General features: G+C 70.4%; 23 protein-coding genes. 12 read left to right on the plus strand and 11 right to left on the minus strand.

Annotated features, from left to right (window positions below):
* Positions 1-12: 12 nt before the first annotated feature.
* From SFC76_RS06190 to SFC76_RS06200, 3 genes are read left to right on the plus strand one after another with little or no spacing between them, the layout of a single operon-like run.
* Positions 13-2,379 (plus strand): glycoside hydrolase family 127 protein, encoded by a 2,367-nt coding sequence (locus SFC76_RS06190; RefSeq protein WP_322848589.1) that lies wholly within the window; start codon positions 13-15, stop codon positions 2,377-2,379.
* Positions 2,376-3,401 (plus strand): Ldh family oxidoreductase, encoded by a 1,026-nt coding sequence (locus SFC76_RS06195; RefSeq protein WP_322848590.1) that lies wholly within the window; start codon positions 2,376-2,378, stop codon positions 3,399-3,401. Before SFC76_RS06190 ends, SFC76_RS06195 begins: the two co-directional genes overlap by 4 nt.
* A gap of 8 nt (positions 3,402-3,409) precedes the next feature.
* Positions 3,410-5,161: a DUF885 domain-containing protein gene (locus tag SFC76_RS06200; protein ID WP_322848591.1), complete on the plus strand. Its 1,752-nt coding sequence runs from the start codon at positions 3,410-3,412 to the stop codon at positions 5,159-5,161.
* A 19-nt stretch (positions 5,162-5,180) separates the two neighbouring features.
* Here the strand turns inward: SFC76_RS06200 and SFC76_RS06205 are convergent, their stop codons facing one another.
* Both SFC76_RS06205 and SFC76_RS06210 read right to left on the minus strand, forming a co-directional pair.
* Positions 5,181-6,377: a Xaa-Pro peptidase family protein gene (locus SFC76_RS06205; protein ID WP_322848592.1), complete on the minus strand. Its 1,197-nt coding sequence runs from the start codon at positions 6,375-6,377 to the stop codon at positions 5,181-5,183.
* On the minus strand, positions 6,374-7,609 hold the full coding sequence (locus SFC76_RS06210; protein ID WP_322848593.1) for an FAD-binding oxidoreductase: 1,236 nt from the start codon (positions 7,607-7,609) through the stop codon (positions 6,374-6,376). The genes SFC76_RS06205 and SFC76_RS06210 overlap by 4 nt, the downstream gene beginning before the upstream one ends.
* 67 nt (positions 7,610-7,676) lie before the next feature.
* Between SFC76_RS06210 and SFC76_RS06215 the strand changes: the two genes are divergently transcribed.
* The 5 genes from SFC76_RS06215 to SFC76_RS06235 are packed head-to-tail and all read left to right on the plus strand — an operon-like array spanning position 7,677 to position 12,400.
* The gene (locus SFC76_RS06215) at positions 7,677-8,576 is read left to right on the plus strand and encodes a dihydrodipicolinate synthase family protein (protein WP_322848594.1); all 900 of its coding nucleotides are present in this window, start codon (positions 7,677-7,679) and stop codon (positions 8,574-8,576) included.
* 11 nt (positions 8,577-8,587) lie between these two features.
* On the plus strand, positions 8,588-9,586 hold the full coding sequence (locus SFC76_RS06220) for a 4-hydroxyproline epimerase (RefSeq protein WP_322848595.1): 999 nt from the start codon (positions 8,588-8,590) through the stop codon (positions 9,584-9,586).
* Positions 9,587-9,611: 25 nt separating this feature from the next.
* Positions 9,612-10,259 carry a GntR family transcriptional regulator gene (locus tag SFC76_RS06225; protein ID WP_322848596.1) on the plus strand — a complete coding sequence of 216 codons (648 nt, stop codon included), beginning with the start codon at positions 9,612-9,614 and terminating at the stop codon, positions 10,257-10,259.
* Positions 10,260-10,290: 31 nt separating this feature from the next.
* Positions 10,291-11,694 (plus strand): amino acid permease, encoded by a 1,404-nt coding sequence (locus tag SFC76_RS06230; RefSeq protein WP_322848597.1) that lies wholly within the window; start codon positions 10,291-10,293, stop codon positions 11,692-11,694.
* 34 nt (positions 11,695-11,728) lie between these two features.
* Positions 11,729-12,400 carry a phosphatase PAP2 family protein gene (locus SFC76_RS06235; protein WP_322848598.1) on the plus strand — a complete coding sequence of 224 codons (672 nt, stop codon included), beginning with the start codon at positions 11,729-11,731 and terminating at the stop codon, positions 12,398-12,400.
* 191 nt (positions 12,401-12,591) lie between these two features.
* On the opposite strand, the gene galE is transcribed toward SFC76_RS06235, so the two are convergent.
* Positions 12,592-13,590 carry a UDP-glucose 4-epimerase GalE gene (galE, locus tag SFC76_RS06240; RefSeq protein WP_322848599.1) on the minus strand — a complete coding sequence of 333 codons (999 nt, stop codon included), beginning with the start codon at positions 13,588-13,590 and terminating at the stop codon, positions 12,592-12,594.
* 63 nt (positions 13,591-13,653) lie between these two features.
* Between galE and msrA the strand changes: the two genes are divergently transcribed.
* Positions 13,654-14,193 carry a peptide-methionine (S)-S-oxide reductase MsrA gene (gene msrA / locus SFC76_RS06245; protein WP_322848600.1) on the plus strand — a complete coding sequence of 180 codons (540 nt, stop codon included), beginning with the start codon at positions 13,654-13,656 and terminating at the stop codon, positions 14,191-14,193.
* Between the two features lie 618 nt (positions 14,194-14,811).
* Here msrA and SFC76_RS06250 read toward each other — a convergent pair.
* From SFC76_RS06250 to SFC76_RS06285, 8 genes are all read right to left on the minus strand, one after another.
* Positions 14,812-15,591, minus strand: a complete 780-nt coding sequence (locus SFC76_RS06250; RefSeq protein ID WP_322848601.1) for a FliA/WhiG family RNA polymerase sigma factor — start codon at positions 15,589-15,591, stop codon at positions 14,812-14,814.
* The gene (flhA, locus tag SFC76_RS06255) at positions 15,588-17,660 is read right to left on the minus strand and encodes a flagellar biosynthesis protein FlhA (protein ID WP_322848602.1); all 2,073 of its coding nucleotides are present in this window, start codon (positions 17,658-17,660) and stop codon (positions 15,588-15,590) included. Before flhA ends, SFC76_RS06250 begins: the two co-directional genes overlap by 4 nt.
* Position 17,661: 1 nt before the next feature.
* A complete protein-coding gene (locus tag SFC76_RS06260; RefSeq protein ID WP_322848603.1) occupies positions 17,662-18,519 on the minus strand; it encodes a lytic transglycosylase domain-containing protein in 858 nt (285 codons plus the stop codon).
* Between the two features lie 91 nt (positions 18,520-18,610).
* Positions 18,611-18,925: a flagellar protein FlgN gene (locus SFC76_RS06265; protein WP_322848604.1), complete on the minus strand. Its 315-nt coding sequence runs from the start codon at positions 18,923-18,925 to the stop codon at positions 18,611-18,613.
* The gene (gene flgM / locus SFC76_RS06270; RefSeq protein WP_322848605.1) at positions 18,912-19,220 is read right to left on the minus strand and encodes a flagellar biosynthesis anti-sigma factor FlgM; all 309 of its coding nucleotides are present in this window, start codon (positions 19,218-19,220) and stop codon (positions 18,912-18,914) included. Before flgM ends, SFC76_RS06265 begins: the two co-directional genes overlap by 14 nt.
* A gap of 92 nt (positions 19,221-19,312) precedes the next feature.
* Positions 19,313-19,834, minus strand: a complete 522-nt coding sequence (locus tag SFC76_RS06275) for a flagella basal body P-ring formation protein FlgA (RefSeq protein WP_322848606.1) — start codon at positions 19,832-19,834, stop codon at positions 19,313-19,315.
* Positions 19,831-20,352, minus strand: a complete 522-nt coding sequence (locus SFC76_RS06280; RefSeq protein WP_322848607.1) for a flagellar motor protein MotB — start codon at positions 20,350-20,352, stop codon at positions 19,831-19,833. Before SFC76_RS06280 ends, SFC76_RS06275 begins: the two co-directional genes overlap by 4 nt.
* A complete protein-coding gene (locus SFC76_RS06285) occupies positions 20,349-20,996 on the minus strand; it encodes a motility protein A (RefSeq protein WP_322848608.1) in 648 nt (215 codons plus the stop codon). Before SFC76_RS06285 ends, SFC76_RS06280 begins: the two co-directional genes overlap by 4 nt.
* Positions 20,997-21,523: 527 nt before the next feature.
* Between SFC76_RS06285 and SFC76_RS06290 the strand changes: the two genes are divergently transcribed.
* Genes SFC76_RS06290 through SFC76_RS06300 form a run of 3 tightly spaced genes read left to right on the plus strand, consistent with a single transcriptional unit; the run spans position 21,524 to position 23,011 of the window.
* Positions 21,524-21,868: a flagellar basal body rod protein FlgB gene (locus SFC76_RS06290; RefSeq protein ID WP_038663697.1), complete on the plus strand. Its 345-nt coding sequence runs from the start codon at positions 21,524-21,526 to the stop codon at positions 21,866-21,868.
* 4 nt (positions 21,869-21,872) lie between these two features.
* The gene (gene flgC, locus SFC76_RS06295; RefSeq protein WP_038663694.1) at positions 21,873-22,280 is read left to right on the plus strand and encodes a flagellar basal body rod protein FlgC; all 408 of its coding nucleotides are present in this window, start codon (positions 21,873-21,875) and stop codon (positions 22,278-22,280) included.
* A gap of 2 nt (positions 22,281-22,282) precedes the next feature.
* On the plus strand, positions 22,283-23,011 hold the full coding sequence (locus tag SFC76_RS06300; protein WP_322848609.1) for a flagellar hook assembly protein FlgD: 729 nt from the start codon (positions 22,283-22,285) through the stop codon (positions 23,009-23,011).
* Positions 23,012-23,046 lie beyond the last annotated feature (35 nt).

A 23,046-nucleotide genomic window follows, 5' to 3' on the forward strand; every position in this document is an offset into this window, starting at 1 on the left:
AGGGGATGGGCGATGGTGTCGCGGCGCGAGATGATGTTGGGGGCGGCGGTGCTCACGGTCGGGGGACGCGCCGGGGCGGCGGTCGTCGCAACCGGCGTCGCGCGGCCGGCGCGGCCGTTGCCGCTGACCGCGGTGCGGCTACGGCCGTCGGACCAGGCGACCGCGGTGGCGGTCAACCGGCGCTATCTGCTGCGGCTCGAGCCCGACCGGCTGCTGCACAACGTCCGCCTCTACGCCGGACTGTCGCCGAAAGCCGCGATCTACGGCGGGTGGGAGAGCGACACGATCGCCGGCCATACGCTCGGTCATTATCTCAGTGCCCTGGTGCTCGCCTGGCAGCAGGGCGGCGATCCCGAAATGCGGCGGCGGGCGGACTATATCGTCGACGAGATCGCCGCGGCGCAGGCGAAGCGCGGCACCGGTTACGTCGGCGCGCTCGGGCGCAAGACCAAGGAGGGCGCGATCGTCGACGGCGAGGCGATCTTCCCGGAGATCGCGCGCGGCGAGATCACGTCGGGCGGGTTCGATCTCAACGGCTCGTGGTCGCCGCTCTATACCGTCCACAAATGGCTCGCCGGGCTGCTCGACGTGCATCAGGCATGGGGCAATGCGCGGGCGCTCGCGGTGGCGGAGGGGCTGGCGGGCTATATCGCGCGCGTCTTCGCCGCGCTGACCCCGGCGCAGGTGCAGACGGTGCTCGGCTGCGAATATGGCGGGCTCAACGAAAGCTATGCCGAACTCTACGCGCGCACCGGCGCGGCGGAGTGGCTGCGGATGGCGCGGCTGCTCCACGACGACAAGGTGCTCGATCCGCTCGCGCGCGGCGAGGATCGGCTCGCCAATCTGCATGCCAATACGCAGGTGCCCAAACTGATCGGCCTCGCCCGGCTGCACGAGGTGAGCGGCGGCGATCCCGCCGCGGCCCGCGCCGCACGCACCTTCTGGGAGGCGGTGGTCGCGCACCACAGCTATGTCATCGGCGGCAATGCCGACCGCGAATATTTCACCGCGCCCGACACGATCGCCGAGCATGTCACCGAGCAGACCTGCGAGCATTGCAACACCTACAATATGCTCAAGCTGACCCGGCATCTGTGGGCGTGGCAGCCGGATGGCGCGCTGTTCGATTATTACGAGCGCGCGCAGCTCAACCACGTCATGGCGCAGCAGGACCCGGCGACCGGCGGCTTCACCTATATGACGCCGCTGATGAGCGGGGCGACGCGCGACTTCTCCACCACCGCCGACGATGCGTTCTGGTGCTGCGTCGGATCGGGGATGGAGAGCCATGCCAAACATGGCGATTCGATCTTCTGGGAAGGCGCGGACGGCACATTCTACGTCAATCTCTACACCCCCGCCGATGCCGATTGGGCGACGCGCGGCGCGCAGGTCACGCTCGACACGCGCTATCCGTTCGAGCCGGAGGCGACGCTGACCTTCACCAGGCTGCGCCGTGGCCGTTTTCCGGTCGCGCTGCGCGTGCCGGGCTGGGCGGGCGCGGCGGCGCGGGTCACGGTCAACGGCGAGCCGGTGACGCCGGTGCTGGCGCGCGGCTATGCGACGGTGACGCGGGCGTGGCGCGCGGGTGACCGGATCGCGATCACGCTGCCGCTCGCGCTGCGGCTGGAGCCGGCACCGGGCGATGCGCGCACCGTCGCGGTGTTGCGCGGGCCGCTGGTCCTCGCCGCCGATCTCGGCGCGGCGGAGACGCCGTGGGAGCAGGCCGATCCGGCCTTGGTCGGCAGCGACCTGCTCGCCGGCTTCACCACCAGGGATCCCGCCGCCGCGCGTTATGCGACGCATGACGTGCTGCGGCCCGGGGATCGCGATTTCGTGCCTTTCTATCGCCAGTATCGCCGGCGCAGCGCGGTCTATTTCCGGCGCTTCGACGCGGTCGAATGGGCGCGCGAGGAGGCCGCCTTCACCGCCGAACAGGCGCGGCTGCGCGACGTGGCGGCGCGCTCGGTCGACGTCATGCACCTCGGCGAGATGCAGCCCGAGCGGGATCATGGCCTGACCAGCGCCACCTCCTATCCCGTCACCTATCGCGGGCGCGCCGGCCGCGACGCGCGATCGGGCGGCTGGTTCGAATGCACGATGGCGGTCAAGCCGGGGCCGCTGCTGTTGCAGGCGAGCTATTGGGGCGGCGAACGGTCGCGCGACTTCGACCTGCTGATCGACAATGTCAGGATCGCGACGCAGCATCTCGGCAACGATGCGCCGGGGCGCTTCTTCGACGTCGCCTATCCGCTGCCCGAGGCGCTGACCCGCGGCAAGCGTTCGGTGCGCGTCCGCATCGTCCCGCATGACGGCAGCACCGCCGGTCCGGTGTTCGGCCTGCGCATCTATACCGCCAAACCGGGAGAGACCGTATGACCGAACACGCCGGCGTCCCGATGACGCTCACCGCGCTGCGCGCGCTCGCCCGCGCTAAGCTGCGCGCGGTGGGGCTTGCCGAGGATCATGCCGAGGCGGTGGCGGAGACGATGGTCGCGGGCGAGCGCGACGGCTGCGCCAGCCACGGCATCTACCGGCTGCTGGTCGCCGCGGCGAGCGTCAGGGCCGGCGTGGTGGTGCCCGACGCGGTGCCGGTGGTCAGCCGCCCGGGCAAGGCGCTGGTCCGCGTCGACGGCGGCGGCGGCTTCGCGCAGCTCGCCTTCGCGCGCGGTTTGCCGGTGCTGGTCGCGGCGGCGCGCGAACACGGCATCGCCGCGCTGGCGCTCAACCATGTCGTCCATTTCGCCGCTTTGTGGCCGGAGGTGGAGGCGCTGGCGCGCGAGGGGCTGGTCGCGCTCGCCTGCACGCCGTCGCACGCCTGGGTCGCGCCGGCGGGCGGTACGCAGCCGGTGTTCGGCACCAACCCGATCGCCTTCGGCTGGCCGCGGCCGGCGGGCGATCCCTTCGTCTTCGACTTCGCGACCAGCGCGGTGGCGCGCGGCGAGATCGAGCTGCATCGCCGCGCCGGCCTGCCGGTGCCGGAGGAGTGGGGCTATGACGCCGGCGGCGCGCCGACCACCGACGCCAAGGCGGTGCTCGACGGTGCGATGCGGACGTTCGGCGGCCACAAGGGGTCGGCGCTCGCCGCGATGGTCGAGCTGCTCGCCGGGCCGCTGATCGGCGATCTCACCAGCCGGGAATCGCTGGCGCTCGACGGCAGCCGCGGCGGATCGCCGGTCGGCGGCGAACTGATCGTCGCGATCGATCCCGCCGGCTTCCTGGGCGAGGCGGCCGCCGGGCATCTCGCGCGTGCCGAGGCGATGTTCGCGGCGATCGAGGCGCAGGGCGCGCGGCTGCCCTCGGCCCGGCGCTATGCGGCGCGGGCGCACAGCCTGTCGGACGGCGTGGTGGTGCCCGCGGCGCTGCACGCCGAGATCATGGCGATCGGAACGGGGGCATGAGCGGGGGCATGAGGGTCGCGATGATCGCCGCGCTCGCGCTGCTGGCGACGCCGGTTGCGGCGGCGCCCGCGCCGAACCGTGCCGATGCGCGGCTGCGCGCGCTCTACACCGCCGAATATGCGTGGCGGAAGCAGCAGTTGCCGCCGAGCGAGGACGACGACAAGGACAGCGCGCGCAGCCTGCCCGATGTCGGCGCGGCGGCGCAGGCGGCGAAGCTCGCACGCTGGACGCAGACCGCGACGGCGCTCGCCGCGATCCGCCCCGCCGCGCTGTCGCCGGCGGCGCGGGTCGACTACGGCGTCTATGCCGCGCAGATCCGCGCCTTGCTCGCCGAGCAGCGGTTCCGCGATTACGAGATGCCGCTGACCTCGGATTCGAGCTTCTGGAGCGACCTTGCCGATCAGGCGCGCGAGCCTTTCTCGCGGCCCGAGGATTATACCCGCTATCTGGCGTTGCTGCGCGCCGTCCCGCGCTATTTCGACCAGAATATCGCCAATATGCGGGCCGGGCTGGCGCGCGGCTTCACCCCGCCGAAGGTGACGCTCGCCGGCCGCGACATCGGCGTCGCGCAGGTGGTGGAGGCGGGGGCCGGGGAGGGCTCGCCTTTCTACGCGCCGTTCCGCACGATGCCCGCGACCATGGCCGCCGCGACGCAGGCGAGGCTGCGCGCCGAGGCGCTGGCGGCGTTGCGCGACGCGGTGGTGCCCGCGCATCGCCGGCTGCTCGCCTTCCTGCGCGACGACTATATCCCCGGCGCGCGCAGCTCGCTCGCGGCCTATGACCTGCCCGACGGGCGCGCCTATTACCAATCGAAGGTCGCCGAATATACGACGCTCGACCAGACGCCGGCGCAGGTCCATGCGATCGGCGTCGCCGAGGTCGCGCGCATCGAGGCGCGGATGCGGCAGGTGATGACGACGGTGGGGTTCAAGGGCGACCTGCCCGCGTTCCTGGCGATGCTGCGGCGCGATCCGCGCTTCTACGCCAAGACGCCGCAGGCGTTGCTCGACCGTGCCGCCTGGATCGCCAAGAGCTTCGACGGCAAGGCGGCGCGCTATTTCGGGCGGCTGCCGCGTGCGCGCTTCGCGATCAAGCCGGTGCCCGCCGATCTCGCGCCTTTCTATACCAGCGGCCGGGGCGGGCCGGGGGTCTATCTGGTCAATACCTACGATCTGCCGTCGCGCGCGCTCTATGCGCTGCCCGCGCTGACGCTGCACGAGAGCGCGCCGGGCCACGCCTTCCAGATGCCGCTGGCGGCGGAGAACCACGACCTCCCCGCCTTCCGCCGCGAGACCTATCTGTCGGTCTATGGCGAGGGCTGGGCGCTGTATTGCGAGGCGCTCGGCGAGGAAATGGGGATGTACGAAACCCCCTACGATTTGTTCGGCATGCTGAGCTATCAATCGTGGCGCGCCTCGCGGCTGGTGGTCGACACCGGCATCCACGCGATGGGCTGGAGCCGCGCACGCGCGCAAGCCTATCTGCGCGACCACACCGCGCTCGCCGATCACGAGATCGAGACCGAGGTCGACCGCTACATCGCCTGGCCGGGGCAGGCGCTGAGCTATTACACCGGCGAACTGGCGATCCTGGCGGCGCGCCACCGCGCCGAAGCCGCGCTCGGCCCCCGCTTCGACATCCGCGCCTTCCACGACACCGTGCTCGCGCTGGGATCGGTTCCGATGCCCGAACTCGACCGGCGGATCGACGCCTTCATCGCCGACGGCGGCAAGGGGCCGTATCCCGAGGCGGAGCGCTGAGGGCGTCGGCGCCGCGCCGTCAGGGCGTCGGGCCCTCCGGGTCGAACGGCCGGTCGATCGAGGGTTGCGGTTCGGTGAACCAGGCGGCGCCGTCGGCGGTGACGTGGAAATGGTCCTCCAGCCGGATGCCGTAGCGATCGGGGACGACGATCATCGGCTCGTTCGAAAAGCACATGCCCGGCGCCAGCGGCGTGGTGTCGCCGCGGACGAGATAGGCGGGCTCGTGGATCGACAGGCCGATGCCGTGGCCGGTGCGATGCGGCAGGCCGGGCAGGCGATAGTCGGGGCCGAGCCCGGCGCGCTCCAGCACCGCGCGCGCCGCCGCGTCGATCGCCTCGCAGGGCACGCCCGGCCGCACCGCGGCGAAGGCGGCGGCCTGCGCCTCCTTCTCCAGCGCCCAGGTCGCGCGGACGTCGTCGTCGACCCGGCCGAAGGCGTAGGTGCGGGTGATGTCCGACTGATAGCCGTGGATCGCGCAGCCGGTGTCGACCAGCACGAGCTGGTCGTCGGCCAGCGCCTGATCGCCGGGCAGGCCGTGCGGGAAGGCGGTCGCGGTCCCGAACTGCACCGCGCAGAAGGTATAGCCCGGCGCCCCCAGCGCGCGATGCGCGTCGTCGATGAAGCGTTTCACCGCGCTGGCGCGGATGCCGGGTGCGAGGATGCGCGCGGTGCGGCGGTGGACCTCCAGCGTCATCGCCTTGGCCTGCGCCATCAGCGCGAGCTCGGCGGGCGATTTGATCATGCGCAACCCGTCGATGACAGCGGCACCGTCGGTCACCGTCAGCGTAGCGCCGAGCCGCCGCGCCACCGCGAACGGCAGCAGCGGGTCGAGCGCCAGCGTCGCGCCGGCGGGCAGCGCATCGACGACCAGCGCGACGGGGTCCGCGTCCTCCTCCCACAAGCGGATGTCGGCGGCGATCTCCAGCTCGGCGACCAGCGAGCCGCGTTCGAACGCCGGGCAGATCACGATCGGCTCGCCCGCGACCGGCAGCAGCAGCGCGACCAGCCGTTCGGTCGGCGACCAGCCGACGCCGGTGAAATAGCGCAGCGACGCGCCCGCGGTGACGAGCAACGCGGCGGCGCCGCTCGCCGCGGTCGCGGCGCGCGCGCGGGCGAGGCGGTCGCTGCGCTCGTCGGCGCCGATCACCGGCGCCGGGTCGCTCCAGGGGGTGAGGGTGGCGAGTTCCGCCGCTGCGGTCGATCCGCCGATGGTCATCGTGTTGCTCCGAAACGGTCGAGGGAAAAGGGGGCGAGGTCGATCGGCGCGGCCCGGTCCGCGACGAGCGCGGCGACGATCTCGCCCGTCGTCGCCGCCAGCGTCAAGCCGAGATGCTGGTGGCCGAAGGCGTAGAGCAGGTTGGGCGCGCGGGCCGACCGGCCGATCGCGGGGAGATAGTCGGGCAGGGTCGGCCGCGCGCCCATCCAGCGCGTGAACGGCGGCCGCATCGCCAGCCCGAGCGCCTGCACCTGCGCCTCCAGCCGCTGCCATTTGCGCGCGTCGGGCGGTGCGGTGGCATTGCCGAATTCGACGAAGCCCGATGCCTGCACGTAACCGGCGTAGCGGGTGACGATCATCGAGCGGTCCTCGAACACCAGCGGCGGGCAGTCGGCGGGCCAGGCGTCGGCGGCGGCACGGATGTGATAGCCGCGCTCGGCGATCAGCGGTGCGGCATGGCCGGCGGCGGCGACCAGCGGCGCGCTGCCGATGCCGGCGGCGACCACCACCAGATCGGCGGCATGGCCCTCCACCCCGGCGCGACCGTCGCGGACGCTGAGCGTCGCGGCGGCGCGGACGATGCGGCCACCGGCGGCGATCAGCGCCGCCTCCAGCGCGACGGCGAGCGCGCCGAGATCGGTGATCTGGCCGCTGCCCGAAAAGCGGATCGCGCCGGCGACCGGCACCGCCGCCGCCGCGGCGATCCGCGCGCGATCGTCCGGGCCGGCATCGGCGATCGTCGCGACGCCGATGTCGGCCGCGCGCCACGCCGCGGCGCCGCGCGCCGCGCTGCGCCGGTCGTTCCAGACGACGAGATGGCCGTCCTCGCGCAGCAGCGCGGGCGCGTCGATCGCCGCGACCAGCCGCCGCCATGCCGGCATCGCGGTGGCGAGCAGGCCGCCGAGCGCGGCGCTGCCGTGGCGGAAGCGCGACGGCCGGCTGGCGGCGAGATAGCGCGGCACGAAGCGCAGCCAGTCGCGCGCCATCGCCGGCGGCAGGTCGAGCGCGCCGCCCGCGGCGAAGCGGCGCCGCCACGCGCTCGCCACCGATGCCGGCGAGGCGAGCGGCGCGACCTGCTCGACCGCGATATGGCCGGCGTTGTTCCACGACGGTGCCTGCCGGTCGGCATCGCGATCGATCACGGTGACGGCATGGCCGGCGCGGGCGAGCGTCACCGCCGCCGACAGCCCCACCACACCCCCGCCGAGAATCGCGACCTGCCGTTGCATCATCTTGTCCTTGCCGCGCTTCTATGACTTGGTATACGATATTCTACGGACGATAGAGGACGCAAGCAGCATGACGATCGGGTGGAGGGGCGTTTTCCCCGCGGTGACGACTCAGGTGCGCGAGGATCTTTCCATCGATCTGCCTGATACGCAACGCGTCGTCGACGATCTGGTCCGCGACGGCGTTACCGGCGTGATCGCGCTGGGTACGGTCGGCGAGAACAATTCGCTCGACTTCGACGAGAAGGTGACGACGCTGACCGCGATCGTCGAGGCGGTGGCGGGCCGCGTGCCGGTCGTCACCGGCGTGTCGGAATACGATACCCGCCGCGCGGTGCGCTATGCGCAGGCCGCGGAGAAGGCCGGGGCGGACGGGCTGATGCTGCTGCCGCCGATGGTCTATGTGCCCAAGCCGCACGAGTTGGTGAACCATTTCCGCGGCGTCGCCGAGCAGACCGGCCTGCCGATCATGCTCTACAACAACCCGCCCGCCTATCGCACCGTGATCGACCAGGAGGTGCTGTCCGCGCTGGTCGAGGTGTCGAACATCGTTGCGGTCAAGGAATCGGCCCCCGATACGCGCCGCTTCACCGACTTCCGCAACGCCTTCGGCGACCGCTACGTGCTGTTCGCGGGGCTCGACGATGTCGCGCTCGAAGGGCTGTTCCTCGGCGCGCAGGGCTGGGTGTCGGGCCTCACCAACGCCTTCCCGAAGGAATCGGTCGAGCTGGTGCGCGCGTTCGAGCGCGGCGATCACGCCAAGGCGATGGAAATCTATCGCTGGTTCATGCCCTTGCTTCACCTCGATGCCGAGCATGACCTCGTCCAGTCGATCAAGCTCGCCGAACAGGTGATGGGCCGCGGCTCGGAGCGCGTGCTGCCGCCGCGCTACGTGCTGGAAGGCGCACGCCGCGCCGAGGTGATCGCGATGGTCGAGAAGGCGGCGGCGACGCGGCCCGACCTCGGCTGAGCCACGGAGCGATGCGCCACACCTTCTTCTGCATCGACGGCCACACCGCCGGCAATCCGGTCCGCCTCGTCGCCGGCGGCGCGCCGCTGCTCAAGGGGGCATCGATGTCGGAGCGGCGTCAGGATTTCCTGGCGCGCTTCGACTGGATCCGCACCGGCCTGTGCTTCGAACCGCGCGGTCACGACATGATGTCGGGCGGCTTCCTCTATCCGCCGACCACGCCGGATGCGGATATCGGCATCCTGTTCATCGAGACCAGCGGCTGCCTGCCGATGTGCGGCCATGGCACGATCGGCATCGTCACCTTCGGACTGGAGCATGGGCTGATCCAGCCGGCGACGCCGGGGCGGCTGCGTGTCGAGGTGCCGGCGGGGGTGATCGACATCGCCTATGAGACGGCGGGCGACAAGGTGACCGCGGTGCGGATCACCAACGTCCCCTCCTATGTCGCCGCGACGGGAATCGCGATCGATGTCGCGGGGATCGGACCATTGTCGGTCGACGTCGCTTATGGCGGCAATTATTATGCGATCGTCGAGCCGCAGGGCGCATATGCCGGGCTCGACGATCTCGGCGCCGACCGGATCATCGCGCTCAGCCGCGGCGTCCGCGCGGCGGTGCGCGCCAGGTTCGAGCCGGTCCATCCGCTCGACCCGACGATCCGCGGCGTCAGCCACGTTCTATGGGCCGACCGGCCTAAGGGCGCGGGCGCCGACGGTCGCAACGCGGTCTTCTACGGCGACAAGGCGATCGACCGTTCGCCGTGCGGCACCGGCACCTCGGCGCGCCTCGCGCATCTGACCGCCAAGGGCGTGCTCGCGGTCGGCGACCGCTTCGTCCACGAAAGCTATATCGGCAGCCGCTTCATCGGCCGGGTCGAGGCGGCGACGACGCTCGGCGACACGCCCGCGATCGTGCCGTCGATCGAGGGGTCGGCGATCGCCACCGGCTTCAACACGATCTGGATCGACCGCGCCGACAGCTTCTGGGAGGGGTTCCAGGTCACGTGACCGTGCGGCAACCCGGCGCCCCGCGGTGAGCATCGTGATCCGCACCCTCTCCGAACGCGTGTTCGAGATCGTCCGCGAACGGATCGTCACCGGCCAGTTGCCGACCGACACGCCGCTGCGCCAGGATGCGCTCGCCGCCGAGCTGGGGGTGAGCAAGATCCCGCTGCGCGAGGCGCTGGGGCGGCTGCAACAGGAAGGGCTGCTGACCAGCCAGGCCAATCGCGGCTATATGGTGCGCGCGCTCTCCACCGATCAGGCGGAGGAAATCTATGCGCTGCGCCTCGCGATCGAGCCGGCCGCCGCCGCTCATGCCGCCGCCTGCGCCGATCCGCCGGCACGCGACGCCGCGGTGCAGGCGTTCGAGCGGCTCGATCGCGCCGCCGGCAGCAACCTCGCCGCGGTCGCGATCAGCAACCGCGAATTCCACGTCGCGCTGGTGCGCCCGGGCGGGCGCCTGCTGACCACGCAGCTGATCGAGCGATTGTCGATCCTCGCCGAACGCTATGTCGTCGCGCATCTCGTCCCCGCCGGGCGCGAGACGCGCGCGCATCAGGAGCATCGCGCGCTGCTCGAGGCCTTCCTCGCCCGCGACGGGGCGGGGCTGGAGGTGCTGCTCGCCGGCCATATCGCCGCGACGCTCGCCGATCTGCGGGAGCAGTTCGCCGCCCGCTGACGGCATCATCATCACAACGGGGGACACGATCATGCTGGGGCCACGCAAATCGCTCGATGCCGTCCTGCGGCACGATGCCGGACAGGCGCTCGCCAAGACGCTGTCGTGGCCGCACCTGATCGCGCTGGGGGTGGGCGCGATCGTCGGCACCGGCATCTACACGCTGACCGGGGTGGGCGCCGAGCGCGCCGGGCCGGCGGTGATCCTCGCCTTCGCGATCGCCGGTGCGGTCTGCGCCTGCGCCGCGCTCGCTTATGCCGAACTGGCGACGATGATCCCCGCGGCGGGCAGCGCCTATACCTTCAGTTATGCCGCGCTCGGCGAGACCGCCGCCTGGGTGGTCGGCTGGAGCCTGATCCTCGAATATTCGCTCGCCTGCTCGACGGTCGCGGTGGGATGGGCGGGCTATCTGGTCGGCTGGATCGACTCGGCGGGCGTGCACCTGCCGGCGCTGCTGCTCGCCGGGCCGCATGGCGGCGGGCTGATCAACCTGCCCGCGGTGCTCGTCGCGCTCGGCGTGATGGGGCTGCTGCTGCTCGGCACGCGCGAGAGTGCGACGCTCAACATCGTGCTGGTGATCGTCAAGCTGACCGCGCTGGCGATGTTCGTCGCCTTCGCGCTGCCCGCGTTCGACGCGCACAATCTCCACCCGTTCATGCCCTATGGCTTCGGCTCGGTGGAGAGTGGCGGCACCAAGCGCGGCGTGATGGCGGCGGCGGCGATCGTCTTCTTCGCCTTCTACGGTTTCGATGCGGTCGCGACGTCGGCGGAGGAGGCGAAGAACCCCGGCCGCGACCTGACGATCGGCATCATCGGCTCGATGCTCGCATGCACGCTGATCTATATGGCGGTCGCGGTCGCCGCGGTCGGCGCCTTGCCGTTCGCGCAGCTCGGCCATTCCGCCGAGCCGCTCGCGCTGGTGCTGCGCACGCTCGGCCGGCCGCTCGCCGGCCATCTGATCGCGCTCGCCGCGGTGGTCGCGCTGCCCTCGGTGATCCTCGTCATGATGTACGGGCAGAGCCGCATCTTCTTCACCATGGCGCGCGACGGGCTGCTGCCGCGCAGCCTCGCGACGCTGAGCCCGCGCACCGGCGCGCCGGTGCGGATCACGCTGCTCACCGGCGTGTCGATCGCCCTGGTCGCCGGGTTCTTCCGGCTCGACGAGATCGCGGAACTGGCCAATGCCGGCACCCTGCTCGCCTTCATCGCGGTGGCGGCGTGCATGATGGTGCTGCGCCGCCGCGCGCCGGAGGCCAAGCGACTGTTCCGCTGCCCGGCGCCGTTCGTCGTCGGTACGCTCGCGGTGCTCGGCTGCCTCTATCTCATCGCCAGCCTGCCCTCGGCGACGCTGGTGCGCTTCGTCGGGTGGAATGCGATCGGGCTGGTCGCCTATCTCGCCTACGGCCGGCGCCACGGGCTTGCCGCGCGGCACTGACGGCACCGGCGTCGGTGTCGTACGTTCGGGGCGGATGGCTGAACCAACCTCCGACGGCGCGCGGCGCCTGCCGCCCCTGCTCGCCGGTATCGCGCTGATCGCGGTCGGGCTGCTGATCCTGCTGGTCGGCGCGTTCGCGACGAGCCGTTACCCCTTCGCCTTCGACCGCGCGATCATCGTCGGTGCGCGGGCGTGGGGCGGCCCGGCGTGGCTGCCCAAGGTGGCGGGCGACATCACCGCGCTCGGCGGCGGCGTGGTGCTGACCGTGATCGTGGTGATCGTCGCCGGTTTCCTGCTGATCCAGCGATTGTGGCTGACCGCGCTGGCGACCGCCCTCGCCAGCCTGACCGGCGGCTGGGTGGTCGATGCGGTCAAGGGCGTCGTGCTGCGCGCGCGCCCCGACCTCGTACCGCACCTCGTCGATGCGAGCGGCTACAGCTTCCCGAGCGGCCATGCGACGTCGAGCGCGGTGGTGTATCTGACGCTCGCCTCGCTCGCCGGGCAGGTGACGCCGGACCGTGCGGCGCGGCGCTATCTGCTCGTCGTCGCGGTGCTGCTGGTCGGCGCGATCGGGTGCAGCCGCGTGTATCTCGGCGTCCACTGGCCGAGCGACGTGCTGGCGGGCTGGAGCTTCGGTACCTTGTGGGCGCTGGGCTGGTGGACCGCCACCGCGCGGGCGCGGGTGGCGATCGGCGGCGAACGCTGACCCGTCGCCGCGGCGGCGCGACATGGACAAGTTGGACACCTTAACGGAAACGATCCAGCCCTATCGTTTCCATTCCTGTACCGATGAGAAAGAGCGCGACTCGTCCTGCGTCGATACCGAGTCCGTGTCGTGTAGGACAGCGGCCGGCATTTCCCCTGTCATAACAAGGCGCAATGCCGGCCCCCGACCAATCAGCCGCGTTCGGCGAGCTTGCGCTCCCAGGCGAGCGCGTCCTTGACGATCGTTTCAAGATCGTCGCGCTCCGGCCGCCACGGCAAAGCGGCGAGGATCGCGCCATTGTCGGCGACGAGCGCGGCGGGGTCGCCGGCGCGGCGGCCCTCGTAGCGGCGCTGGATCGTCATGTTGGTGACGCGATCGACCGCGTCGAGCACCTCGTTGACCGAGAAGCCGCGATTGTAGCCGGCGTTGAGCGTGTGGCTCCTGCCGGGCTCGGCGATCAGCAGTTCGAGCGCGGAGACGTGCGCGGCGGCGAGGTCGCTGACGTGGATATAGTCGCGCACGCCGGTGCCGTCGGGCGTGTCGAAGTCGGTGCCGAACACCGATACCGCCTCCCGCTTGCCGGTCGCCGCTTCGACGGCGATCTTGATGAGATGCGTCGCGCCGACCGTCGACTGGCCCGAACGCCCCTGCGGATCGGCGCCGGCGACGTTGAAATAGCGCAACGCGCAATAATTGATCGGATGCGCCGCGGCGACGTCGCGCAGCATCGCCTCGGTCATCAGCTTCGACATGCCGTACGGGTTGATCGGCACGGTCGGATCGGTCTCCTGCACCGGCACCTTGACCGGCGTGCCATAGGTCGCCGCGGTCGAGGAGAAGATGAAGTGCGGCACGCCCTCGACCACCGCGCTCTCCAGCAGCGCGCGCGTCGCGGCGGTGTTGTTGCGATAGTATTTGAGCGGGTCGCTGACCGATTCGGGCACCACCACCGATCCGGCGAAATGCATGATCGCGCGCACCCGATGATCGCGGATCGTCGCGCGGACCTTGTCGTCGTCCTCGATCGCCGCCTGCACCAGCGTCGCGCGCGGATCGACCGCCCAGTCGAAGCCGGTGACCAGATTGTCGACGACGACGACCTCGTAACCCGCGTCGAGCAACGCGAGCACCGCATGGCTGCCGATATAGCCGGCGCCGCCGGTCACCATCACCTTACCCTCGAACGCCATCGTCGTGTCTCCCGTCTTTCGCGCGCCCTACCGCGTTCCTACATCGGCGCAAAGGAGACTATTATGACCGAATATGTGACACTGGCCGGTGGCTGCTTCTGGTGCACCGAAGCGGTGTTCAAGGACGTCATCGGGGTCGAGAGCGTCGAGAGCGGCTATATCGGCGGTTCGGTGCCCGACCCGACCTACCAGCAGGTCTGCGGCGGCGACACCGGCCATGCCGAGGCGATCCGCATCGGCTACGATCCCGAGCAATTGCAGCTCGGCGACCTGCTCGACATCTTCTTCGCGACGCACGATCCGACGCAGCTCAACCGCCAGGGCAACGACGTCGGCACGCAATATCGCTCGGCGATGTTCCCCGCCGACGAAGGGCAGGAGGCGGCGATGCGCGCCGCGATCGACCGCGCGCAGGCGGACTCGGCCAAGCCGATCGTGACGACGATCGAACCGATGACGACCTGGTATAGCGCGGAGGGCTATCATCAGGATTATTGGGAAATCTCGGGCCGGTCGAACCCCTATTGCATGGCGGTGATCCCGCCCAAGCTCCAGAAGCTGCGCAAGAGCTTCGCGGCGCGTTCACGCGCGGTGACGGCGTAACCATTCCTCCCCGGTACGGGGAGGTGGCGCCGCGTAGCGGCGACGGAGGGGGGCTTCCACGCGCGATACGCCTGCGGTGACCCCCCTCCACCACCACGCTGGCGCGTGGCGGTCCCCCTCCCCGTGCCGGGGAGGAGCCTAGACCTTGCGGGCGAGCGCCTTTTTCAGCTTGGCTCGCATCAGGATTATTGGGAAACCGCGGGCCGGTTCGCGGCGCGTTCGCGCGCGGTGACGGCGTAACCATTCCTCCCCGGTACGGGGAGGTGGCGCCGCGCAGCGGCGACGGAGGGGGGCTTCCACGCGCGATACGCCTGCGGTGACCCCCCTCCACCACCACGCTGGCGCGTGGTGGTCCCCCTCCCCGTGCCGGGGAGGAGCCTGGACCTTCCGCGCCAGCGCCTTTTTCGGCTTGGCGTGCACCAAGATTATTGGGAAACCGCGGGCCGGTTCGCGGCGCGTTCGCGCGCGGTGACGGCGTAACCATTCCTCCCCGGTACGGGGAGGTGGCGCCGCGCAGCGGTGACGGAGGGGGGCTTCCACGCGCGATACGCCTGCGGTGATCCCCCTCCACCACCACGCTGGCGCGTGGCGGTCCCCCTCCCCGTGCCGGGGAGGAGCTTACACCTTCCGCGCCAGCGCCTTCTTCAGCTTGGCGTGTGCGGCGGCCTTGATCTGGCAGACCCGTGCCGCGCCGACGCCGATCACCTGCCCGATCTCCTCGAGGTTCAGTTCCTCGACGTAGAACAATTGCACCACCAGCGCCTCGCGCTCGGGCAGCGCGGTGATCGCGGCGATCAGCGTGTCGCGCAGGTCGCTCTCCGCGAGCTGCTCGAAGGCGTCGGGCGTGTCGTCGGCGAACCAGGGCAGATCGTCGGCATAGACCTCGTCCATCGATTCGAAGCGGACCGCATCGGCGGTCTCGTAATCGGCACGCAGCTTTTCCACCGTGATCCCCAGTTCCTTGGCCAGCGTCGCCTCGTCGGGCGCGCGGCCGGTCCGTGCCGTCACCGCGGCAATCGCGGCATGATATTGCCGCCGCCGCCGCATCGCGCCGCGCGTCGTCGTCGCCTGCCGGCGCAATTCGTCGATCATCGCGCCGCGCAGCCGGGTCTGCAGATAGGCGCGGAATTGCGCGCCCTGTTCGGTAGCCTGGCCGACCGCCTCGACCAGCGCGACGAGGCCGATCTGCACGAGATCCTCGACCTCGACGATCGTGCTCATCGAGCCATGGACGTGCCAGGCGATGCGGCGGACCAGCGGCAGATATTGCCGGATCACCGCCTCCGGATCGCCGCCCGGGCGGGTGGCGCGCGAATAGGTCAGCGGGCCCTGCGGCACCAGCGCGGCGGGCGCGGGGGTGGTCGGCGCGAACACCTGCTTCATCGGCTCCATGCTCATGCGGCGAGCGCCTGATGCTGCTGGCCGATCACCGCGACGACCTCGACGGCTTTTTCTTCGGGCACTTCGAAGAACGACAGCACCGGCGTGTCGGGCAGCACGGTCTTGACCAGCTTGCGGATCGCGAGGCGGATCGCCGGCTGGACGACGAGCGCGAACGGCTTGGCCTCGGCGATCAGCGGCTGCGCCGCCTCCTGCAACGCATCGACGATGCGGCGGCCGAGGTCGGGCTCGATGACGTGGCGGCGCGACTGGTCGGCGCGCGCCGCCTGGCCGAGCAGCCCTTCGAGCTGGCCGTCGAGCGTCATCACGCGCAGCGGCTCGCGCACGCCGCACAGTTTCTGGATGATCAGCGGGCCGAGTTCGGGGCGGATCAGTTCGACGATTTCCTCGGCGTCGGCGCTGCGCGTCGCGGCGACGGCGATCGCCTGGGCGATGCGACGGAATTCCTTCAACGGAATATTCTCCGCGAGCAGGCCCTTGAGGACCTGGGTGAGGGTGGTGAGCGGCAGCGGATTGGGGGTGAGCGAGGCGACGAGCTGCGCCGCACGCTCCTTCAGCCCGTCGAGCAGCGACTGGACCTCGTCCGGCCCGAGCAGATCGGTGGCGTTGGCGCCGAGCAGATGGTTGAGGTGCGTCGCCATCACGGTGCCGGCATCGACGACGAGGAAGCCCGCGCCGGTCGCCGCATCGGCATCGCCCGATGCGATCCAAGTGGCGTCGAGGCCGAAGGTCGGGTCCTTCGCCTTCTTGCCGGTGAGCGCGCCATAGGCCTGGCCGGTGTCGAGCGCGAGCATCTCGTCGGGCGACACCTGATCCTCGCCGAGCACGACGCCGTTGATCAGGATGCGATAGGTGTAAGGCGCGAGGTTGATGTCGTCGCGCACCCGGCATTGCGGCACGACGAAGCCGAGTTCGCGCGACAGCTGGCGGCGCACGCCGGTGATCCGGCCCATCAGCGGGGCGCCGCGGCGCGGGTCGACCAGCGGCACCAGGCCATAGCCGATGTCGAAATTGACCTGCATGCCGTCGGTGACCTCGTCCCAGTCGATCTTGGACGGATCGGCGGGCTCCTCGGCCACCGCGGGCGCGGCCTCGACGAGCGGGCGGCGCTCGATCTGGCGCAGCTTCCAGGCGGCGAAGCCGGCGATCCCCGCCGCGGTGAGGATGACGACGTGCGGCATGCCGGGCAGCAGCCCGAGCAGGCCGAGGATCACCGCGACCGGCGTCCAGGTGCGCGGGGACCCGAACTGGCCGCCGATCTGGCCGGCGAGGTCCTTGTCCGACGACACGCGGGTGACGATCGCGGCGGCGGCGATCGACAGCATCAGCGACGGCAGCTGCGCGACGAGCGCGTCGCCGATCGCGAGCAGGATATAGCTTTTCGCCGCCGCGGCGATCGTCATGCCGTGGCTGACCGGGCCGAGGATCAGCCCGCCGACGACGTTGGCGGCGAGGATCAGCATCGCGGCGACCGCATCGCCCTTCACGAACTTCGACGAACCGTCCATCGAGCCGTAGAAATCGGCCTCGGTCGCCACTTCGACGCGGCGCTTCTTGGCGTCTTCGGGGGTGATGAGGCCGGCGTTGAGATCGGCGTCGATCGCCATCTGCTTGCCGGGCAGCGCGTCGAGCGTGAAGCGCGCCGAGACTTCCGACACGCGGCCCGCGCCCTTGGTGACGACGATCAGGTTGATGATCATCAGGATCGCGAAGACGAAGATGCCGACGACATAGTCGCCGCCGATCAGGAAGGTGCCGAACGCCTCGATGACGTGGCCCGCCGCGCTCTCGCCCTCGTGGCCGTGGACCAGCACGATGCGGGTCGAGGCGACGTTGAGGCCGAGGCGGAACAGCGTGGCGAACAGCAGCACCGTCGGGAAGGACGAGAAGTCGAGCGGCTTCTGCGCGTTGAGCGACACCATCAGCACCGCGAGGCTGATCGCGATATTGGCGACGAAGAAGATGTCGAGCAGGAACGCCGGGATCGGCACGACCATCACGACGACGAGCAGCAGGATGGCGAGCGGCAGCGCCGCGCCGCGGCCGGAAGCGAGGAGCTTGTTCACCTCAGCGCCCTCCCATGCTGGCGAGCATCATATAGGCGAGCCTTGCGTTCTGCGGCGACGGGCGCAGCAGCGCGTTCGCCGAGGCCGGATTGGTGTTGAGCCGTCCCCCCATCCGCCCCATCGCCTGCGACGCCCAGGCGAGCGCGTCCTCGGCGCTCTCGTTGCCCCCGGTGACGACGGTCGAGCCGTCCATGTCGAGCGATTGCGCGGCGAAGGCGAGATTGGCCTTGCGCGTCTCGGTGGTGCTGTCGCTCGCCGCGCCGAGCTTGTCGGCGAACCTCTGGTAGATCGCCTCGAGCGACCGCGGCTGGCCGTTGCCGGCGTAGAAGATCGAGCGATTGGCGCCGGCGGCCTGCGGGAACAGCGACGCCGCGGACGCGCCGGGGTTGCTCTGCATCGCCGACAGGAATTTCTTGGCGCCGCCGAGGCCGAGGAAATGCGCCATATAGAGGTCGGTGCCGTTGGTGGAGCGACCCAGCGTCCCCTCCAGCACGTCCTTGTTGTCGGAAGCGTGCTCGGCGGCCATCAGCGAGGCGGCGGTGGGATCGTTGCGCAGCGCGAGGATCGCCGAGCGGGTGGCGGGATCGCCGACGGTGAAATGGCCGTGCGACTGGCCGATGCTGTCGGCGGCCCAGGCCATGCCGTGCTCGGCGCCGTGCTTCTTGACCACCGCGAGCCAGCTCTGCTCGACGAACTGGTACAGGCCCGACGCCGACGAGGTGCCGGCGCGCGCATTGGCGTTGAGGCCGCTCTCGATCTTGGCCTGGCCGAGCAGATAGTCGAAATCCACGCCCGTCTTGCTGCTCGCAAGCGCGATCGCGGATTGCACCCGGCTGGAAGTAATCGGATTGACGGTCATTACGAAGAAAGCACACCCCAATAGTCACAGGGGTGATCAGCAAGGACCGTGCCAGTTCTGCTCGGATGCCCCCGTGAAAGGGGGGGCCGGGTCACGCGTAGGCCGACACCATCGTCGGGCGGAAGCCGTGGCCGGCATCGCCGGTCAGAAGTTGCAGGCGGCGGCGAACATTTGCCGCCATCAGGTTGACGTAGATCCGGCAGGTCTCGTTCAGCCGGTTCGCCTCGTCGGCGAGCGCGCGGACGTCGTCGCCCGCGGGGCCGGTGCCGAGCGCCGCCACCTGTTCGATGCCGGCGAGCTTCTGCTGCGTCGCGCGCTCGAGCGCGGTGACGTTGTTGGTCTTGAGCGCCTCGATCTCGGCATGCAGCGAGTCGATCACCTGGATGAGGGCATCACGCCGCGTCATGGCCATCCCAATTGAGCCGGAGTGCAAGGAGCCGGTCGGCGATCGTCGCCGGCAGGATCGGGAACGACCCGTTCTGGATCGCCTTCTTGATCGCATCGACGCGGTCGCTGTCGATCGGCGGTTCTGCGGCCAATGTCTTGGCAAGGTTGGTTAATTGCGTAGCGTTGTTCGCCGCGGGTGCCTGTTGCGCCGCCTGCTGCAGCGCCGGCTGCACCACCGGCGTGGCCGCTGGGGCGGCGACGCGCGAGACGCTTCCACTTCCGTTCAGCGGCGTTGAGCCGATCGAGTCCACCATGTCCGCACCTATCTGTGTCGCCTGACATGAGGATAAACGGCCGGTTGCCGCCTGGCTTTAACGAAAAAGATTCGGCGGTCACGCAGGCCGGGTCATTCGCCCCAGCCGGGCAGGGTGGCACGGCCGCTCTCCAGCGCGATCGCCTGGACCGGCCCCTTGGCGTCGTCGACCTTTACCATGAAGCGGCCGCCCGGCGCGGCGTCGCCCATCGCGACGCCCTCGCGGCTGATCGAAAAGCCGTTCGACCCCGCCTCGATCACCACCGGATCGCCGCGGCGGATCACCGGCTCGGCCTTGGCGGCGACGGTCATCGGGCGGGCGGCGGTGGCCGGCGCCGCGGCGGCGGGGCGGATCACCGGCACGAAGATGCGCCAGTCCGGCCCCGAACAGGAGACGACAACGGCATCATGCGCCTCGGTCCGCCACGCCAGCGCGACGGTGGAACAGGGGGCGAGCCGCAGCCGGCTGTCGATCGCGGTGCGCGCGCCGCCCTCCGCGCCGATCGGGCGGCTGGTGAAGGCGGAGACGGCGCGGTCGAGCCCGCCGATATCCTGAAAGGCGATCGCGCCACCCATCGGGGCACCGGCGGCGAGGAGCAGGGGAAGGAAGATCATGGCTGCTGGTCCATCGTGTTGGATTGTTCGCCGACGAAGGCGAGCGTGACGATCGCGGCACGGCGGCCGGAACGGTTGCTGGTCGTGACGGTGATGCGCGGGCCGACCGGGGCGAGTGCCGCGGCGAGGCTGCGGGCACGATCGGCGGCGAGCAGGGCGGCGCTGCCGGTGGCGGGATCGACGTCGGCGGCGCTGCCGTCGGTCGATCCGGTCACGGTCAGCGCGACACGCGGATCGCGCACCGCCTCGCGCGCCCAGGCGATCACCGCGGCGGGGCTGTCGGGCAGCGCCGCGCTGCCCGGTGCGAAGTCGAGCAGGCCGGCGGCCATCACCGGCAGCGCGGCGGGGGCCGGGGCACCGCCGAAGCTCTGGCGCAGCGCATCGGTGATCGCGCGCGGCTTCTCGCTCGCCTGGATCAGCACGAAGAAGCCGACCAGCAACAGCGCCAGGTCGGCGAGCGTCACCAGCCACAAGGGCTTGGTCGGCGGCGAGGGCGGGTAGAAGGAGTCGCCGGTCATGCGACGCTCTGCAACGGATGGCGCGGCGTCTCGCGCAGCGCGAGCGCGAGCAGCGGCGCCTCGATCCGCGCGCGCTCGAACGCCTCGATGCGACCGGCGGCGCGCAGGCGATGGCAGATCGGGGTGAGCACCAGATTGGCGAGCAGCGCGCCGTAGAGCGTCGCGAGCAGCGCGATCGCCATCGCCCCGCCGATCGCCTTCGGGTCGGTCATGCTGGCGAACATGCTGGCGAGGCCGATCAGCGTGCCGACCATGCCCATCGCCGGCGCCGCCTCGGCGGCGGACGACCAGACCTCGGCGATCGCGACGTGCCGCGCGATCCGCGCCTGGCGGTGATAGCGCAGCAGCGCCTCGACCTCGCGCGGGTTGCCGCCATCGACGATCGCGGCGATCGCGGCGGCGACATCGGGATCGGCGATCACCGAGCGGTCGAGGGCGACGACGCCGTGGCGCTTGGCGATCCGCGCCTGCGCGGCGATCTGGTCGAGCAGCGCGTCGGCACGGAACGGCCGCCGCGCGAGCACGCGCAACGCCGACACCGCGCCGAGCGCGTCGCGCAACGGCGCGCGCAACACGGCGGCAAGCACCGTCCCGCCGCCGACGATGGCGAGCGCGACGGGATCGAAGAGCTGGGCGATCAACATGCGCGTGGCAATGCAAGGGGCGGGCCAGTTGTGGTGCGTGCGGGTCGTCGCCGATCGATTTCGGGCCGGCCGTATTCTTCCCCCGTCATGCCGGCCTTGAGCCGGCATCCCGCTTCTTGCCGCCCTCTGAAGAAGCGGGACCCCGGCTCAAGGCCGGGGTGACGGCGTCAGTCTGGAACACAAGCGCCCATAGGCGATAACCCTCCCGTCATCGCGGCGTAAGCCGGGACCCATGGCTATGGTCGGCCGATGGCGCTCGCGACGTCAGCGATCCGTGTCCATGGATCCCGGCTTTCGCCGGGATGACGAGGAGAATGGTAAACCCGCGCGACACCATCCGCGGCCTCATCCGGCAGCCTTTGCCGCTCCCCGGCAATCCCCGGCAAGCGCTTGCCGGCTGCCTTGCCGTTCCCTCGTCGGCGCCCTGCCGGACGCGAAAAAATCGCCGCCACCCGCCCGGAATCGAAAACTGGCACGGCGGTTGCTTAAGTCCTGGCAGCGCAATGGTGCGCCGGAGATTTGGGCCGATGGCCGCAGAGAGTTTGTTCGGAGTGCACGGTGCCGCCCTCGAAGTGCGCGGCCAGCGCATGGGCGTCCTGGCGTCGAACATCGCCAACGCCTCGACCCCCGGCTTCAAGGCCAAGGACATCGACTTCAAGTCGGCGCTCGCGTCGATGGAGCAGGACGGCAACGGCAGCCTCGACGCCGCGACCAAATATCGCGTGCCTCTGCAGACCTCGATGGATGGCAACACCGTCGAGCTCAACGAGGAACAGACCGCCTTCGCCGAGAACGCCGTCCAGTATCAGACGACGCTGTCGTTCCTGAACGGGCGCATCGGCCAGATCACCCGCGCGTTGAAGGGGGAGTAAGCCAGTGGCCGATCCGATGAACGTCTTCCAGGTCGCCGGCCGTGCGATGAGCGCGCAGCTCATCCGCATGAACACGACCGCGTCCAACCTCGCCAACGTCGGCGGCACCACCGGTTCGGCGGAGACCGCGTACAAGACGATGAAGCCGGTGTTCCGCACCAGCTTCGACGCCGCCAGCGGCCTTGCCACCGTCGACGTCGAGAAGATCGTCACCGCCGGGGAATCGCCGACCAAGGTCTACGATCCGAACAACCCGCTCGCGGACAAGGACGGCAATATCTACCAGGCCGCCGTCGACGAAAGCCGTGAGCTCGTCGACATGATGGAGACCGCGCGCTCCTACCAGAACAACGTCGAGGTGATGAACACTGCCAAGCAGCTCACCATCGATACCCTCAAGCTGGGACGCTAATCATGGTGACCACCGCCTCGACCACCCAGTCGACGTTCGACGCGACGCTCGACAAGCTCGGCATCAAACGTTCGACGGCCAATACCGCGACGACGACCGCGACCGGCGCCTCGGCGACCCCGGGCACGACCAAGACGACGCTGGACCAGAACGATTTCCTGAAGCTGCTCACCACGCAGCTCAAGAACCAAGACCCGCTCAGCCCGATGGACAACACCCAGATGGTCGCCCAGATGGCGCAATTCTCGTCCGTCGCCGGCATCAGCGAGATGAACAAGACGCTCAGCGGCGTCGCCACCAAGCTCGGCTCGACCACCGCGTCGGACGCGATGAGCTATGTCGGCAAGACGGTGCTCACCGCCGGATCGACCGCTTATCCCCGCGCCAGCGGCAGCCTCGACGGTGCGGTCGAGCTCGACGACGACGCGACGCAGGTCAACGTCTCGATCTCCGACGCCAACGGCGGCACGCTGCGCAACCTGCAGCTGGGCGCGCAGAAGAAGGGCACCGCGACCTTCGACTGGGACGGCAAGGACGGCGCCGGCAACAGCGTCGGTTCCGGCCCGTTCACGATCACCGCCTTCGCCACCGCCGGCGACAAGACGGTCACCAGCCGCACGCTCGTCTGGGCGCCGGTCGAGTCCGTCTCGCTGCCGTCCAGCGGCGCCCCCAAGCTCAAGGTCCTGGGGGTCGGCGACGTCGATCCCTCTGACGTCCGTTCCGCCACCTGACCCTTATCCGCCGACCCAAGCCTTCCAAGGAGTAA

The sequence above is a fragment of the Sphingomonas sp. CD22 genome (genome assembly GCF_034556155.1).
In the GTDB taxonomy this organism is placed as follows: domain Bacteria; phylum Pseudomonadota; class Alphaproteobacteria; order Sphingomonadales; family Sphingomonadaceae; genus Sphingomonas.

Coding starts and splice junctions, on each gene's coding strand:
- SFC76_RS06190 (WP_322848589.1), top strand. CDS start 13: ATGGTGTCGCGGCGCGAGATGATGTTGGGGGCGGCGGTGCTCACGGTC.
- SFC76_RS06195 (WP_322848590.1), top strand. CDS start 2,376: ATGACCGAACACGCCGGCGTCCCGATGACGCTCACCGCGCTGCGCGCG.
- SFC76_RS06200 (WP_322848591.1), top strand. CDS start 3,410: ATGAGGGTCGCGATGATCGCCGCGCTCGCGCTGCTGGCGACGCCGGTT.
- SFC76_RS06205 (WP_322848592.1), bottom strand. CDS start 6,377: ATGACCATCGGCGGATCGACCGCAGCGGCGGAACTCGCCACCCTCACC.
- SFC76_RS06210 (WP_322848593.1), bottom strand. CDS start 7,609: ATGATGCAACGGCAGGTCGCGATTCTCGGCGGGGGTGTGGTGGGGCTG.
- SFC76_RS06215 (WP_322848594.1), top strand. CDS start 7,677: ATGACGATCGGGTGGAGGGGCGTTTTCCCCGCGGTGACGACTCAGGTG.
- SFC76_RS06220 (WP_322848595.1), top strand. CDS start 8,588: ATGCGCCACACCTTCTTCTGCATCGACGGCCACACCGCCGGCAATCCG.
- SFC76_RS06230 (WP_322848597.1), top strand. CDS start 10,291: ATGCTGGGGCCACGCAAATCGCTCGATGCCGTCCTGCGGCACGATGCC.
- SFC76_RS06235 (WP_322848598.1), top strand. CDS start 11,729: ATGGCTGAACCAACCTCCGACGGCGCGCGGCGCCTGCCGCCCCTGCTC.
- galE (WP_322848599.1), bottom strand. CDS start 13,590: ATGGCGTTCGAGGGTAAGGTGATGGTGACCGGCGGCGCCGGCTATATC.
- msrA (WP_322848600.1), top strand. CDS start 13,654: ATGACCGAATATGTGACACTGGCCGGTGGCTGCTTCTGGTGCACCGAA.
- SFC76_RS06250 (WP_322848601.1), bottom strand. CDS start 15,591: ATGAGCATGGAGCCGATGAAGCAGGTGTTCGCGCCGACCACCCCCGCG.
- SFC76_RS06260 (WP_322848603.1), bottom strand. CDS start 18,519: ATGACCGTCAATCCGATTACTTCCAGCCGGGTGCAATCCGCGATCGCG.
- SFC76_RS06265 (WP_322848604.1), bottom strand. CDS start 18,925: ATGACGCGGCGTGATGCCCTCATCCAGGTGATCGACTCGCTGCATGCC.
- flgM (WP_322848605.1), bottom strand. CDS start 19,220: ATGGTGGACTCGATCGGCTCAACGCCGCTGAACGGAAGTGGAAGCGTC.
- SFC76_RS06275 (WP_322848606.1), bottom strand. CDS start 19,834: ATGATCTTCCTTCCCCTGCTCCTCGCCGCCGGTGCCCCGATGGGTGGC.
- SFC76_RS06280 (WP_322848607.1), bottom strand. CDS start 20,352: ATGACCGGCGACTCCTTCTACCCGCCCTCGCCGCCGACCAAGCCCTTG.
- SFC76_RS06285 (WP_322848608.1), bottom strand. CDS start 20,996: ATGTTGATCGCCCAGCTCTTCGATCCCGTCGCGCTCGCCATCGTCGGC.
- SFC76_RS06290 (WP_038663697.1), top strand. CDS start 21,524: ATGGCCGCAGAGAGTTTGTTCGGAGTGCACGGTGCCGCCCTCGAAGTG.
- SFC76_RS06300 (WP_322848609.1), top strand. CDS start 22,283: ATGGTGACCACCGCCTCGACCACCCAGTCGACGTTCGACGCGACGCTC.